Genomic DNA, 15,362 nt, shown 5'->3' with positions numbered 1-15,362 from the left:
GTAGGGGAAATTGACTAAAAATGTCTCAAATTTAACTAAATTTATGGCCAATTCATTCTTTTTTTTCAAATGGGCTTCTCATCCAAAGTATTAATTATACAAACAGCATTTTTAGGGGATGCCATTTTAGCCACATCCTTGCTAGAAAAAATTCGTTTGGAGTCTCCTGAAACTCAAATTCAAATTGTAGTCCGGAAAGGAAATGAAAGTGTTTTTCAAGCCTATGATCATGATAATTTGAAAAAAGTTTGGACCTACGATAAAAAAAATAAATTCCGAAATTGGCAAGAATTAAGAAGAGATTTATGTAGGGAAAATTTTGACCAAGTTTTTGTTGTGCAACGCTTTTTTGGGATGGGTTTGTTAAGTCTCAGTATTGGTGCAAAATCGGTTGTTGGATTTGATAAGAATCCACTTTCTAAGTTATTTACAAAAAAAATGGCTCATTATTTCGGCAATGGTGACCACGAAATTGAACGAAATTCCAGTTTATTAAAGGATTGGTTAGGGGATAAGATATATAAACCCTATTTGAATCCACCCAAAATTGAATTGCCGGAAGGTTTAATACCTAAAGAATATATCTGTATTTCCCCTGGGAGTGTGTGGGAAACTAAGCGTTTTCCTATTCAGAAATGGATTGAATTTATTCAATTGTTACCAATCAATCAATCCATAGTTTTGATGGGTTCTCCAAATGAAAAGGATTTGTCAAACGAAATTGCTTTAGCTTTTGAGGGAACTGATCGACCTATTTATAATGAAACAGGGAAACATCCTTTGTTAGCCTCCGCCTATATTTTCAAAGAAAGTAAAAAAAGCTATGTGAATGATTCAGGTCCCATGCATATTTGTTCTGCAGTAAATGTACCCACTGTAGCTATTTTTTGCTCTACCATTCCTGCTTTTGGTTTTGGTCCGCTAGCAGATGATAGCACCATCATTGAAACAAAAGAAAATCTTGCTTGTCGCCCCTGTGGGGATCATGGAAAAATTAAATGTCCACTAGGACATTATCAATGTGGCTTTGGAATTGATGTGAAGCAGATGCTGTGAAAAGAAAATAGAAAATAGAAAAGAGAAAATAGAAAATAGAAAAGAGAAAATAGAAAATAGAAAATAGAAAACTTTTACCTATTACCTATTATCTATTACCTTTTACCTATTACCTCATCGAAGCAAGTAAGTAAAGAACGGCCATTCTGACGGCTACTCCGTTTTCCACTTGATCTAGTATAATAGAATGTGGCGAATCAGCTGCATCTGAACTTAATTCTACACCTCGATTGATCGGACCAGGGTGCATCAAAACAATTTCTTTGGGTAATTCTTCTAACATTTGTCGATTAATTCCAAAAAATTGTGCGTATTCCCTAAGACTTGGGAAATATTTAATTTGTTGTCTTTCTAATTGTATTCTCAACACATTGGCTGCATCGCACCAAGCTAAAGTAGATTTTACGTCGTGAGAAACTTCTACGCCTAAGGATTGAATGTGTTTAGGTATCAGTGTGCTAGGGCCGCATAATCGGACATCTGCTCCTTGTTTTTTTAGGGCATAAATGTTCGATAATGCTACTCGAGAATGCAGAATATCCCCAATAATAGCTATTTTTTTGCCACCCAAGTCCCCTAATTTTTCTCTCAATGAAAATGTGTCTAATAAGGCTTGTGTGGGATGTTCATGCGTTCCATCGCCTGCATTGATAATATTGGCTTTAATATGCTTTGCTAAATAGTGTGGCGCTCCGGGACTAGCATGTCTCATCACGATCATATCCACTTTCATGGCTAAGATATTATTAACGGTATCCAATAAAGTTTCACCTTTTTTTACCGAACTTCCTGAAGCTGAAAAATTGATGGTATCTGCGGAAAGTCTTTTTTCGGCTAATTCAAAGGATAATCTTGTTCTGGTGGAGTTTTCAAAGAAAACATTCGCGATTGTCACATCTCTTAGAGAAGGAACTTTCTTGATAGGTCGATTTAAAACTTCTTTGAACTCTTTGGCTGTTTTTACAATTAAATGAATGGATTCTTCATCCAAATCTTTTATTCCCAGTAAATGTGGCGATTTCAACATATTTAAAGGATCATTGATGCGTTATTAACCAAATTTTATCAGCCTCATGGCCTTGTTCTTTCCATTCTACCAATACTTTTTCCGTAGGTAATGTGTTGACATTCTTACCTACATAATCAGCGTGGATGGGCAAATCTCTATTATATATTCTGTCAATTAAGACACAAAGTTCAACTTTTGCTGGACGACCAAATGAATTCAAGGCATCTAAGGCAGCACGTACCATTCGGCCAGTAGCTAAAACATCATCGACCAAAATGACCCTTTTGTTTTCAATTAAAAAGGGGATATCTGTGCTATTAGGAGAAACAGGGTCTCTACGTCTAAAATCATCCCTATAAAAGGTGGCATCTAATTTCCCTGATGGTATGTTGAAACCCAATAGTTGACTTAATTCTTTGGCAATTCTTTCGGCGAAATATATTCCTCGGGGTTGAAGTCCTAATATGACTGTCTCGGTATCATTGATTTGATTTTCAATGAGTTCTTGGCATAACCTTGAAATGGTTATTTCTAGTAAAGGACTCGATAAAATCAGTTTCCGATTCATTCTTACAAAGGTATTAATATTTTTATCTAAAATATACGCTCTTCTGCATTAAATAAAGGTAGTATTTGATCTTTTTCAGAAACAATCGGGTTTTCTACCCCCCAATCTATGTTCAACACTGGATCATTCCATCGAATTCCTGATTCTGACTCTTTGCTCCAAAAATCGGTACACTTGTACACAAAGATAGTCTCCTCCAAGGCAACAAATCCATGCGCAAAACCGATGGGAACATACAACATATTTCCTTTTTCAGCCTCTAAAAGAAATTTTTCATGTTGTCCATAGGTGGGAGATTCGTGTCGTAAATCCACAATCACATCAAACACTTTACCGGTCATACAACGCACCAATTTTCCTTGTCCATTGGGATTTTTCTGAAAATGTAATCCACGAACAACACCTTTACTTGAGAAAGAATAATTATCCTGAACAAAGTTTTCGGTAATTCCATTGGCTGAAAAAAGCTTTTGATTATAGGATTCATAAAAATGACCTCTATCATCATAATATTTGGTTGGGATAAATTCAATGACACCAGGGAATTTGTGTTGGATAAATTGCATAGAGTTGATTCTTAAAAGGTCTGTTTTTTTGATATTGATTTTAAAGACCTTAATTTGCGTCAAAATTATTCATATTTAGGCATTAATACAAAAGCCTTAGATTTTTCTTCTAAATGAATTCGAGCGAATTAGTAAAACAAATTGAATTAAAAAGGTCATATTTATGTGTTGGACTTGATACTGATTTAGCATTAATTCCCCAAAGGTTTAAAAGTGAGGTAGATCCCATTTTTGCTTTCAATAAAGCTGTCATTGATGCAACTATACCCTATTGTGTATCTTACAAGCCTAATATTGCCTTTTATGAAGCCATGGGTCCAAGAGGTTGGGAGAGTTTGCAAAAAACGATGGATTATATTCCTAAGGATGTTTTTACCATTGCTGATGCCAAACGGGGAGATATAGGCAATACCGCTTTAAAATATGCTCAAACTTTTTTTGATGCTTCTAAAAGTGGATTTGATTTTGATTCCATCACCGTGGCGCCTTACATGGGGCATGATTCTGTCCAGCCTTTTCTGACATTTGAGAACAAATGGGTGATTTTATTGGCATTAACATCTAATCCGGGCAGTTTGGATTTCCAATTGTTGACCACAGAAAATGGACAAGCTTTGTATGAAAATGTGATGAGAAAAGCCCAAGAGTGGGGTAGTCCCGAACAAATTATGTTTGTCGTAGGAGCCACCCGTTCTGAACATTTATCCTACTTAAGGGAAATTGCTCCTGATAATTTTTTCCTTGTACCAGGTGTAGGTGCTCAAGGTGGCAGCTTAGAGGATGTTTCCCAATATGGTATGAATTCCAATGTTGGATTATTGGTTAATTCCTCTCGTGGAATTATTTATGCCGGAGATGATACAGCACAATCAGCAGCTCGTGAGGCACGAAAAATTCAAGAAGAAATGAATCGTTATTTAGATTTGTATTGGAAAAAATAAGGATTCGCTATTTGTTTCAAATATTAAAAACCTGCTTGCACACAAGCGGGTTTTATTTTTATTGTTCAATAAGCTTTAAGTACAATTTTTTATTCAAATATGAAAAATTTAAAGAAATTCATTTTTGATTTTGAATTATATTACTATTTTTGTGTACAATTTTACGAAAATAAGACTTGAATTTAATTCAAGAAAAAATACTACTTAGGCGGATTGAATAAAGGCTCGGGATTTTTCTGAGTCTTTATTGTTTTAAGGAAGAGAGAAGATAGAAGAAAGAAGATAGAAGAGAGAAGAGAGAAAAAAAATAAAGACGATTTATCTCTTTCGTTTTTTTTCTAAAATTTCCTGCATATCAGATAACTCAACTTCTAAGGCATTGGTAGAAATGGTGATCTCCCAGGCACTCATCATTAATGCAACACTCATTCCTGCTAACCCAAGTCCAAAAAGCCATCTAGCAATGACCTGATATTCCAAAAATAAGAAGAACATGCAAAAAACGCTGAAAAGCAGGCTGACTATTGCCACAATTTGCATATTTCGAATTAGAGACATTCTTTTTCTCAAATTCATAATTTGCATTAAGATGGAATCATCGGGATTTTTTTGAAATTTTTCATGTAAATCTCGGATCAATGAGGCCATTGACATAAACCGATTGGTGAAGGCAATCATCAATAATGATACCGTTGAAAACAATAAGGCAGGAGTACTAATACTTAATTCCATCTATTTTTTGTTCTTTTATTGATGACCTTAAACAAATCCAATTGTTTGTGTCACAATACTAAGCTTTTAAAATCAAGGCCGATAAAGGTGGTAAATTGACCGATATAGAGAAGGCTTTACCTTGCCAATTGATTTCTTCGGTCATAATAGCGCCTGGAACAGGATAATCGCTACCGCCAAATTCATTTTTATCGGAATTGAAAATAACTTTCCAAATACCAGGAAGTGGTACGCCAATTCGATAGTCCTCTCTCGGAGCAGGCGTTAGGTTCAAGACAACAATCGCGATTTGTTTGTTGTTTTCGCCTTTCCGCATAAATGAAATAACGGAATTCCCATGGTCATTGGACTCAATCCATTCAAAGCCTTCATGAGAGAATTGTTTCAAATAAAAGGCTGGTTCTTCTCTGTAGAGTTTGTTTAACGCTTTAACGACGTTCTGAATACCTTTATGAAAATGATTGTCCGTTAAATGCCAATCCAAACTTTGATTGTGATTCCATTCTTCTCTCTGTCCAAATTCTCCACCCATGAACATTAATTTTGTTCCAGGATGTGCAAATTGTTGGCTAAATAAAAGTCGAAGGTTAGCAAATTTTTGCCAATCATCACCAGGCATTTTCGTCAATAAAGAATTTTTCCCATAGACTACCTCATCATGAGAAAGGGGTAGACAAAAGTTTTCTGAAAATGCATATACTAAAGAAAAGGTAAATTCATTTAGATGGTATTTTCGATGAATGGGGTCTTTCTGCATGAATCGCAAGGTGTCATTCATCCAGCCCATCATCCATTTCTGACCAAATCCTAAGCCACCTTGGTAAACGGGTTTTGTTACACCTGGAAAGCTAGTTGATTCTTCAGCAATTACTTGAATATCAGGAAATTCTCCATAAATATGTACGTTTAAATCTTGCAAGAAGGAAACAGCTTCTAAATAGTGATTACCACCATATTGATTAGGTTCCCATTCACCATCATTTCTGGAATAATCCAAATATAACATGGACGCTACGGCATCTACTCGCAATCCATCGATGTGATATCTATCGCACCAAAATGCGGCGTTTGATAAAAGAAAACTACGAACTTCATTTTTTCCGTAATCAAAGATGTATGATTTCCAGTCGGGATGATATCCTTTTTTGGGGTCATAATGTTCGTACAAGCATGTACCATCAAAATTTCTTAAGCCATGATCATCGCCTGGAAAATGGGAGGGAACCCAGTCTAAAATAACACCTATTCCAGCTTGATGTAATTTTTCAACCAATCGCATAAATCCCTGAGGATCTCCAAAACGAGAAGAAGGTGCAAAATAGCCGGTTATTTGATATCCCCAAGAAGGAGAATAGGGATGTTCCATGATGGGCATAAATTCCACATGTGTGTAACCCATTTCTTTGATATAATCTACTAACTTAACTGCTAAATCGTCATAGCTAAGATATTCGTTGTCCATGGTTTTTTGCCATGAACCTAGGTGAACTTCATAAATGGACATGGGTGCGTTCATCGCGTTTTTTATGTTACGCTCTTGCATCCAAACCTGATCATTCCATTCCTTATAGGTCGTCCAAATAATACTTGCCGTTTTAGGTGGGGTTTCACAATATAAACCCATCGGATCCAATTTTTCTAGATATTCACCAGATTTTGCTTGAATCCCATATTTATAGGTTTCACCATTTTTAATACCAGGAATAAATCCTTCCCAAATGCCTGATTCATCCCATCTTTTAAAAAGTGGATGAGAAAATTTGTCCCAAAAATTAAAATTTCCGATGACATGTACTGATTCAGCATTGGGTGCCCACACCGCAAAAAAGGTCCCAATCTCATTTTCAAAACTTAATTCGAATGCCCCTAGCTTTTCGTAAAGTCTTGTATGTCTACCATTTAGAAACAATGCAATATCGAAATCGCTTAGAAGTGAGTAGGGTTTGACTTGTGACATGTAAAATCTGTTTTTTTGATTAGGCTAAAATACTAAATTAATTCTTAAAAAAAATATTACTTTTTTTAGTTCATGTATTTGAATTATTAATCAAAACATCTACCTTTGTGCCACAATAAAGGAAAATGGTCCGTTCGTCTAGGGGTTAGGACACGTCCCTTTCACGGATGAAACACGGGTTCGATTCCCGTACGGACTACTTAGGTAGGCAAAAAACCACTCATGGCGAGTGGTTTTTTTGTTTTTAGCTTATTCGAATGTTTTTGTTAAATTTTAAGTTGTTTCAAATCGGTTTTCCGTAAAATTGTATTTTGACTTAATATTGACAAATTTCCCTAAATGCTTATTTGTAGCTCTCTTGACATTTTTAATTAAATCAGGAATTGAATCGATAGCAATTCTCTAGTATTGATTTGTTTTGGCCAATTTGAAAAGTACATATCTTGGCCATCTTTAAGGCTAAAATTGACTTAAATGGGTGACCTAATCAGATTTTATATGTACATTTCAATTAAATATTTTCTGTTGTTTCTATTCTTGCATTATTTCATCGCTCTAATTAAATATGAACTCCCGATTCGATTATCTAGCTGAAAAAATTATCAGCCAACCTTTTGCAGAAAATCCTTTTCCACATTTGTTAATCAAAAATTTTCTTATTGCTGAACACTTCGAGGAAATAATAGGAGATAAGCAAATTCATTTCAAGCCCTTGCCAAACCAAGATGCTCTATATGAAACTCTGATTAGTGAAGGGTACGAAATAATTAAAAAATTTCCAGGTTGTATCTATGATTGGCATGAATATAAAGAAAATTTAGTCCAAAATTTCCATAAAATCAAAGGGATGCCTGTTGAAGGGTATGGAATGGCATTTCGGCTTCAAAAAATTCAAAATCCACTGATTCAAGAACTAATTACTTATTTAAATGGCTCTGCTTTCCAGGAAGCTTTGCACCAAAAATTTAATATCGATGAGGAAACATCCATAATAAGTGGTGTTCAAAAATATTTGACAGGTTATGAGATTTCTCCGCATCCTGATTGGCGCATGAAAGCGCTTACTTACTTGCTAAATTTGAATCAAAGCAGTGATATAGACTCGGAAGATGTCCACACTCATTTGTTAAAATTTAAACCAGAATATGAGTGGATTTCAAAATTTTGGCAATTAAATCCTAAGGTGCATTGCTGTTGGGTACCATGGGATTATTGCGAAACAGTTATCAAAACAAATGAAAATAATAGTATTGTTCTTTTTAAGCCTTCCGATAATCCTCCAACACTTCATGCTGTAAAACTCAATTACAATCATTTGAATTTTCAAAGGACTCAAATATATGGGAATCTACATTACAAAAAAATAACTGCCTTGAATGATATACATTATTATCAACTAGAGAAATATAAACATAAAAAGAGTCCGTTGAATGCGATTGAATTGAAATTAAACCACTTTTTAAGCTAAGAATAAATAGAATATTGACATTATTTTGAAAACAAAAAAATGGAATTCAATCTCAAAATTACAGAGACTAACCATATTATAGAACTACTTTTGCCATCAATTTTCAATTCTTGCAGGATTTATATCTAACTACGTCTATAAGTATCTAATATTTACTAAAGCTTATAAAATGCGATCGAAATTATTACCTATAAATTATTTCAAACAACTCTAAATTAAAATATTAATTACTCTCAATTTAAATTAATCAATTTTGAAAATGAAAATTTTGGTCATAGACGATGCATTTACGGAAAATATTGGTGACGATGCTATTGAATTTTGTATGAATAATTTACTTCTATATAAATTCCCAGACGCCAATATTTCATTTCAGTCGTATAGAGGGAAGTATATACCACCTCTTAATAACAATCTACAAGCATCTTTAACCTCTAAAAATCTTTTTCTGAGGACTATAAGGAAATATTTGCCTCTAAAATTGATTTACAGGACCCGTTGGTTTTTTCAGAATTTTAAGGAGCTGATTGTAAAACATCGAAATTCTAATTATGATTTGGTGGTGATTGGTGGAGGACCGTTGATAGATGGCTATTGGATGTATCCTTTTGCATTCTGGATATGGGCTTGCGGGATCAAATCAAAGAAAAAAATACTCTTGGGAATGGGTTATGGATATGGCTTGAGCATATTTGACAAAATAATGGTGAAAAGTGCATTGAAATATGTGGATGAAATTTATTTAAGAGATGCGTCTTCCATCATAAGATTTCAAGAGGATTTTGGGGTTTCTTGTAAATTTATGCACGATGTGGCTTTTACTATTAGTAAGTTTATGGCAGCAAGTCCACGTATCACCCATAAAATAACTTTTTTTCCACTCAATTACGATGTGTATAGAAGCCAACCTTCTTTAAAGGAGCCAATTTCACAAGAAGTTGACTATTTTAATTTTATCATAAAAAGTATTCAAAATTGGCATCAAAGAGGTTATCTTATCGGACTATCTACTTCCGAGGCCTCACAAGACTTAGAAATTTTACAACAGATTCAAGCTAAACTACTTGAATTAAAGATTGAAGCGGAGGTAAGCATTCCCAAAAATCTAGAATCCCTCGTTGAAGTCATTAGTTCATCCGAAATTATTTTTTCCGGACGTATGCATGCACTTATCGTTGGATATTCTTACGACTGTCAATGCATTGCTTTTCCAAGTACCCGGAAATTGAGCAATTTTGATGAAGAAATCCTAAAGCCTCAAAAACCTTTGCATGATATGACCCAAAATATATTTCAAACTTTTGCCAAATTAACTTGACATCAAACAAAAGATACATTTTAGCAGATTTTGATGGACTAAGCACATAATCTTTATTTATCGTTTTTAACCCAACAGACCAATAAGTCATTTTTTTTAATTTTATTTATATTTATTCTGTAGATTCTAACTACTCTTTCATATTCCCCTAATTCAGCTTTTAATAAAATATTGTCCATCCGCTGATTTTAAGAGTTATAAATCGATTTCTATCCACTTCAAACTATTTATTGAATTTGATTAATAATAATTAGATATAGAAGACAACAAACTATGGAAACAGTGAAGCAGGAATCTATTCCAAAAATAATTCATTATTGCTGGTTAGGTGGAAAACCATTGTCTCCTTTAGGTAAAAAATGTTTGGCGAGTTGGAAAAAATACCTGCCTGATTATCAAATTATACGGTGGGATGAATCAAATTTGGATGTGAATGGTATTCCTTTTACTGCACAAGCTTATCAAGTAAAAAAATACGCCTTTGTTTCCGATTACCTTCGATGTAAGGTGTTATATGAGCACGGTGGTATCTACATGGACACGGATGTTGAAGTTCTAAGAAATCTGGATACTTTTTTAGATAAAGAAGCTTTTTCATGTTTTGAAGATTACAATTTCGTGAATCCTGGGTCAATTTTGGGGTCAGTGAAAGGAAATATTCATTTAATTGATTTGATGCATATGTATGAGAATTTACAATTTATTAATACAGATGCTACTTTAAATTTAAAAACTGCACCTCAATATTTAACCGAATTGTTGATTCAGCGTGGCTTAGAAATAAAGGATGAATATCAAGAAATTAACGGTTTTACCATTTATCCTCGGGAATATTTTTGTCCAAAATCCTGGGTCACCAAAGAATTAAATATTACTTTAAATACTTATACAATTCATCACTTTGAAGGAAGTTGGGTTTCTAAGTTTCAAAAATTTAAAAATGCAATTAAAATGTTTTTTGGACTTAATTAATTAAATAGGATCTTTTGGAAGGTAATCAAATCATGTAGAATTTACTCAATTTGGTATTTTATTGCTAGTTTTGGTGCATCCAGTAAATATGTTAAAATTCATTTCTAGATTATTTTGTTTAATTTGGAAATTCTTGTGGTTCTGTCAAATATGGATATAATTAATGATAATCAAATTCCCAAAATCATTCATTACTGTTGGTTTGGAGGAAAACCCTTAACTTCTTTAGGAAAAAAATGTTTGGCAAGTTGGGAAAAATACCTGCCTGATTACCAAATTAAACGTTGGGATGAATCAAATTTTGATGTGAATTGTATTCCACATATGGCTCAAGCTTATCGATTAAAAAAGTATGCTTTTGTGTCCGATTACTTTCGTTATAAAGTTTTATTTGAAGAAGGGGGCATTTATTTGGATACCGATGTAGAAGTTTTAAGAAATTTAGACGGCTTTCTTTCTCATGAATCATTCACAGGTTTTGAAGATAATCATTTGGTTGCACCAGGATTAATTTTAGGTTCTCTAAAAGGGAATTTTTTGATGAAAGATATGATGGAAATTTTCGAGAATACTCAATTTATCAATCCTGATAATACCTTGAATTTAAAAACTGGGCCTCAGAATTTAACCGAATTATTGCTAAAAAGAGGATTGGAAAATAAAGATGAATATCAAATGGTTTCCAGCTTGGCCATTTACCCGAAAGAATATTTTTGTCCTAAATCATGGATAACAAAGGAATTGAATATTACCTCCAATACATTTACGATACATCATTATGAAGGAAGTTGGATTTCCAACTTCCAAAAATTTAAAAATTTTGTGAAACGGTTATTGGGTATCTAATTCGATAAATATACCAGCTACTCATAGCATAACGCTTATTGTGCTGTATATCCTCCATCTACCAAGTATTCAGCACCTGTAACAAAGGATGAATCGTCATTTGCTAACCATAATGCTAGTTTTGCGACTTCTTCTGACGTTCCTAAACGATTTAAGGCATGTTTGCTAGCAATGTATTCAATCGAATCTTCGTTTAAACTTTTATCCAATAAAGGTGTTTTGATAAATCCAGGACAAATGGCATTTATACGGATATTTTGAGTGCCATATTCCAAAGCTGCGACTTTTGTAAGTCCTAAAACACCATGTTTCGCTGCAGTATAGGCGCCTGCCTGTGCAAAACCAACTTTACCTAGGATAGATGACATATTGATAATATTTCCACCTCCATTTTTCAGCATGGCTGAGATTTGATATTTCATTCCAAAAAACACTCCTGATAAATTAACAGATATGACTTTTTCCCAATCTTCAAGAGGATATTCGGCTATTGGATGAGAAGAACCTCCTATACCTGCATTGTTACATGCGATATCTAACTTACCGAATTTTTCTATTGTTTTTTCTACTAGCAGTTGATTTTCTTTTGCTTCTGATGTGTTTGAATGCACGTAAATGGCTTCAGCACCTAGACTAATAATTTTATCTACTGTTTTCTGTCCTCCCAAGTCATCAATATCTGCCACAACTACTTTCGCTCCTTCTTTGGCAAATAGAATAGCAATGGCTTGTCCAATACCTGAACCTCCACCTGTTACAATGGCTACTTTATTGATTAATTTATTCATGAGAGTTTATAATTTAGAAATGTAGTTCAATGTAACGATAAAAGCTGATATCTATTCGTTTAATGATTTAAGTATTTTGGATAAATAGGTGGTATCAATCCCAAGAAAATTGGCTAGCTGTTTTTGATTCAGTCTCTTTACTAATTTGGGATTAAAACTTTTTAGAAAGGTGTATTTTTCGGATGCATCTAAAGAGCGTAAGAAAATGCAAATGTTTTGAAGTACACAGAGGTAACCAAATAATTCATTTACCATGGTTAAGCAAATTTTATTATTGTATTCCATAATTTTGAATAATACGCCCTTTCGCATGGAAAAGATGACGCAATCTTCCAAAGCCTCCACTACTTCTTCGTTAATTTCTCCTCGGATAAAGCTTTTGGGTAATAGAATAAAATCTCCTTCCATAGAAAACCAATTGATATACTCTTTCCCTTTGGCATCAATGGTGTATTTTTTCAAAAGCCCTTTTTCTACGTAACATACCTTGTCCTCTACTTTTCCTAAATTGTATAATTTATCCCCTTTTTTGAGCTTTTGAGCAAATGCAGCGTCTAGAATAAATTGAACAATTTTTTGTGATGAGTCAGAATTTTTCCCCATCGATTCTAATAGCCTTTGTGATAATCTCATATGTTACTAGTGTGTTATTAAAAGTAGTTGTATTAAGTGTAATATTTTTTTTTAATCTTTCTAGTTTGCAATTTAATTCTAAATTTTAAATAAATTTGATTTTTTAACAATATAGCAAGTTCTTGACCATTAAGTTTTATGAAATTATTAGAAAGATTTAAAGCCAGCCCATATTTAAAAAATAATTTTGATACTCGAATAATTGACCAAATTATGAGTTTGATATTCTCTGTCAAATTAAAAAAAGGAGATATCTTAGTTCATGAAGGTGAAATTTGTGATAAAATGTTTTATCTCGAAAAAGGATTAGTTCGTTTATTTTCAGATAAAGAGGGGGTTGAGGTTTCCACTTGGTTTGTTCATGAAGGACAGTTTGTTACGCCTGTAAATAGTTTTCAATACGATATTCCATCCCATGAATCCATTGAAGCTTTGGAGGATTGTGTGGTTTATGGAATCCGTAAAAAATTGTATTTACAATTAATTGGTTTAAGTAATCGATTTGCCATGTTTTCTATCGTAGAATTGATGGAAAATTTATGCGAGTTTCAAAATCAAACCATCTTATTAAGAACATTGAATAGCGAACAAAAATATCTTTTCTTAAAACAATTTTATCCAGATCTTTTGGAACGAGTTAGTCAAAAACATATCGCTTCATTTTTGGGCGTAGAGGTTACTTATTTGTCGAAAGTGATCAAAAAATTCAAAGAGAAGTAGAGCACATACTTGAATAAAAACTAAAAAGGTTAGACTTAGTAAGTCTAACCTTTATTGTTCTGTGTTCTAAATTATATCATCAATCTTTTTCCCAAATAACCTATGAAAGGTTACCTTCTTGGTTAGGATTAAACAAATCTACTTCCTTTTTTTTCGTCAAAAATTGTGATTTTGCAACAATTCTAAAAAAATCTTGTTTTTTTTTAATTTTTTTAAAAATCTTGAATTTGTTGTTTAGAATGGATAGTTGTTATTTTACTATTATTCCAACAAGAAAGTGTGATTATTGCCTTAAATTGAAGGTTTTTGCCAAATAGTATTCCTTTTAATCAATGTTCCTCCATGTTTTGAGGAAATTTAAAAAATAGTAAAATTCCAAATTGTTTACCTTTGTAGTAAATTAAATTGTTGATTTTGAGAATTTCAGTATTCTTTTTGATTTTGTTCTTCCTCATTTTTTCAAATGAAATAAATGCGCAGTTTTTTGGAAAATCGAGATCTGACGATAATGAAAAATTATGGAAGATGGATACGACTTCCAAGCATTGGTCGCTTCCTTTAAAAGGAATTCAATTAGGTAAAGATTTTCAAATGTCCTTAGGAGGGGAGTTAAGGTATTATTTTCAACATTATGACCATGTCAATTTTGGTGAAATACCATCCAATTTCGTCAATGAATCTCCAGATCAGTTGTTACAAAGAGTCTTAATGCAAGTGTCCGTTTCATGGAAAAATCGCATTCGTTTATTTACACAATTGAATCATACGAAAAGGTATTTCAATGATAATCCGATCAATAATCAAGCTGATGAAAATGTTTTAGCTTTCCAGCAACTATTTTTAGAGGTTCCACTTTCAAAAAACAGTTTTTTACGCTTTGGTAAGCAAGAAGAAATTTTTGGAGGAGAACGACTTTTGGCTGGTAGGGAAGGTCCCAATACTCGAATGACCCATGCGGGTTTGCATTATCGATTTAAAAATGCCAACTACACCGCTGATGCTTTTTGGGTTAGACCCATGTTTATGAGACCTGGTGTATGGGATGATGAGATCTCAAAAGAACATTTGGTGGGAATTTATCTTAGTAATGTCGATTTTCATCAACCATTTTTATTTGATTTCTATTCGATTTATTTCCAAAGTCCTAAGCGGGAATATCTATTTCGAATTGGAGAGGAAAAACGAAATTCGATTGGCTTTCGAATCTTTTCTAAACCTAATAAATGGCAATATTCGATTGAAAATGTTTATCAATTTGGTACTTTTCAGGATCGAAGCATACAGGCATTCATGACTATTTTTGACGTATCAAGGCAAATGAATCACTCTTTTTATGCAGGGTTTAGTGGAAATTGGGTTCCAGGTGATCGAGATTATGGTGACAATCAACTCAATACGTTCAATACCTTATTTGCCCGTCCTCCTTTTGGACAAACCGTAAGTTTAAACATTAGCAATACCTTAAATTTAAGTCCCTATATTAGATTTCAGCCTAATGAGTTTTATAATATGACATTAAGAGCTTCGTTTGTTACTCGCCAAAGTTTAGCTGATGGAATTTACACACCCAATATGACACCCATGCGACCATTACCAAATCATTCTCTGGAATCATCAGCTAAAGGTGTTGGAAATATTTATACCTTGGAAACAAATTTTAATTTTTCTAAAAGATGGGTAGGACTACTGGAATTAGGAGTTTGTGAAGCAGGCGATTACCTAAAAGATACAGGAAAAGGGAAAGATGTTTTTTATTTTGCAGTAAGGAGTGGCTATAAATTTTAAACA

Annotated in this window: 15 protein-coding genes and 1 tRNA gene; 9 read left to right on the top strand and 7 right to left on the bottom strand. The window is 33.4% G+C overall.

Translation table 11 applies throughout. The features are described from left to right. The first annotated feature begins 69 nt into the window (after positions 1 to 69). Entirely contained in the window at positions 70 to 1,056 is a 987-nt protein-coding gene (locus V7S76_RS07300) for a glycosyltransferase family 9 protein (protein WP_459509400.1), read from the top strand. 109 nt (positions 1,057 to 1,165) lie between these two features. On the opposite strand, the gene V7S76_RS07295 is transcribed toward V7S76_RS07300, so the two are convergent. From V7S76_RS07295 to rfbC, 3 genes are read right to left on the bottom strand one after another with little or no spacing between them, the layout of a single operon-like run. Then, positions 1,166 to 2,083, bottom strand: a complete 918-nt coding sequence (locus tag V7S76_RS07295; protein WP_459509399.1) for an aspartate carbamoyltransferase catalytic subunit — start codon at positions 2,081 to 2,083, stop codon at positions 1,166 to 1,168. Between the two features lie 10 nt (positions 2,084 to 2,093). Next, positions 2,094 to 2,633: a bifunctional pyr operon transcriptional regulator/uracil phosphoribosyltransferase PyrR gene (gene pyrR / locus V7S76_RS07290; RefSeq protein WP_459509397.1), complete on the bottom strand. Its 540-nt coding sequence runs from the start codon at positions 2,631 to 2,633 to the stop codon at positions 2,094 to 2,096. Between the two features lie 26 nt (positions 2,634 to 2,659). Continuing rightward, the gene (gene rfbC, locus V7S76_RS07285) at positions 2,660 to 3,199 is read right to left on the bottom strand and encodes a dTDP-4-dehydrorhamnose 3,5-epimerase (RefSeq protein WP_459509438.1); all 540 of its coding nucleotides are present in this window, start codon (positions 3,197 to 3,199) and stop codon (positions 2,660 to 2,662) included. 113 nt (positions 3,200 to 3,312) lie between these two features. Between rfbC and pyrF the strand changes: the two genes are divergently transcribed. Next, entirely contained in the window at positions 3,313 to 4,140 is an 828-nt protein-coding gene (gene pyrF / locus V7S76_RS07280; RefSeq protein WP_459509396.1) for an orotidine-5'-phosphate decarboxylase, read from the top strand. 318 nt (positions 4,141 to 4,458) lie between these two features. On the opposite strand, the gene V7S76_RS07275 is transcribed toward pyrF, so the two are convergent. Further along, entirely contained in the window at positions 4,459 to 4,872 is a 414-nt protein-coding gene (locus V7S76_RS07275; RefSeq protein ID WP_459509395.1) for a DUF2721 domain-containing protein, read from the bottom strand. 58 nt (positions 4,873 to 4,930) lie between these two features. Continuing rightward, on the bottom strand, positions 4,931 to 6,829 hold the full coding sequence (gene glgB, locus V7S76_RS07270) for a 1,4-alpha-glucan branching protein GlgB (RefSeq protein WP_459509394.1): 1,899 nt from the start codon (positions 6,827 to 6,829) through the stop codon (positions 4,931 to 4,933). A gap of 127 nt (positions 6,830 to 6,956) precedes the next feature. On the opposite strand from glgB, the gene V7S76_RS07265 reads away from it, so the two are divergent. The 5 genes from V7S76_RS07265 to V7S76_RS07245 all read left to right on the top strand — a co-directional run bounded on the left by V7S76_RS07265 (position 6,957) and on the right by V7S76_RS07245 (position 11,433). After that, positions 6,957 to 7,028, top strand: a tRNA-Glu gene (locus V7S76_RS07265). 438 nt (positions 7,029 to 7,466) lie between these two features. Further along, the gene (locus tag V7S76_RS07260; protein WP_459509393.1) at positions 7,467 to 8,297 is read left to right on the top strand and encodes a hypothetical protein; all 831 of its coding nucleotides are present in this window, start codon (positions 7,467 to 7,469) and stop codon (positions 8,295 to 8,297) included. A 259-nt stretch (positions 8,298 to 8,556) separates the two neighbouring features. Next, a complete protein-coding gene (locus V7S76_RS07255; protein WP_459509392.1) occupies positions 8,557 to 9,615 on the top strand; it encodes a polysaccharide pyruvyl transferase family protein in 1,059 nt (352 codons plus the stop codon). A gap of 273 nt (positions 9,616 to 9,888) precedes the next feature. After that, positions 9,889 to 10,587, top strand: coding sequence for a glycosyltransferase family 32 protein (locus V7S76_RS07250; RefSeq protein WP_459509391.1), 699 nt, complete (start codon positions 9,889 to 9,891; stop codon positions 10,585 to 10,587). Between the two features lie 150 nt (positions 10,588 to 10,737). Next, positions 10,738 to 11,433, top strand: coding sequence for a glycosyltransferase family 32 protein (locus V7S76_RS07245; protein WP_459509390.1), 696 nt, complete (start codon positions 10,738 to 10,740; stop codon positions 11,431 to 11,433). Between the two features lie 35 nt (positions 11,434 to 11,468). Here the strand turns inward: V7S76_RS07245 and V7S76_RS07240 are convergent, their stop codons facing one another. Both V7S76_RS07240 and V7S76_RS07235 read right to left on the bottom strand, forming a co-directional pair. Next, the gene (locus V7S76_RS07240; protein WP_459509389.1) at positions 11,469 to 12,221 is read right to left on the bottom strand and encodes an SDR family NAD(P)-dependent oxidoreductase; all 753 of its coding nucleotides are present in this window, start codon (positions 12,219 to 12,221) and stop codon (positions 11,469 to 11,471) included. Between the two features lie 51 nt (positions 12,222 to 12,272). Then, positions 12,273 to 12,854 (bottom strand): Crp/Fnr family transcriptional regulator, encoded by a 582-nt coding sequence (locus V7S76_RS07235; RefSeq protein ID WP_459509388.1) that lies wholly within the window; start codon positions 12,852 to 12,854, stop codon positions 12,273 to 12,275. A 213-nt stretch (positions 12,855 to 13,067) separates the two neighbouring features. Here V7S76_RS07235 and V7S76_RS07230 point away from each other — a divergent pair, with 213 nt between their 5' ends. Further along, a complete protein-coding gene (locus V7S76_RS07230) occupies positions 13,068 to 13,574 on the top strand; it encodes a Crp/Fnr family transcriptional regulator (protein WP_459509387.1) in 507 nt (168 codons plus the stop codon). A 525-nt stretch (positions 13,575 to 14,099) separates the two neighbouring features. Beyond that, positions 14,100 to 15,359, top strand: a complete 1,260-nt coding sequence (locus tag V7S76_RS07225) for an alginate export family protein (RefSeq protein WP_459509386.1) — start codon at positions 14,100 to 14,102, stop codon at positions 15,357 to 15,359. Positions 15,360 to 15,362: the final 3 nt, after the last annotated feature.

This window comes from Aquirufa sp. ROCK2-A2 (genome assembly GCF_054558485.1).
This window is presented reverse-complemented; position numbering and strand designations above follow the sequence as displayed.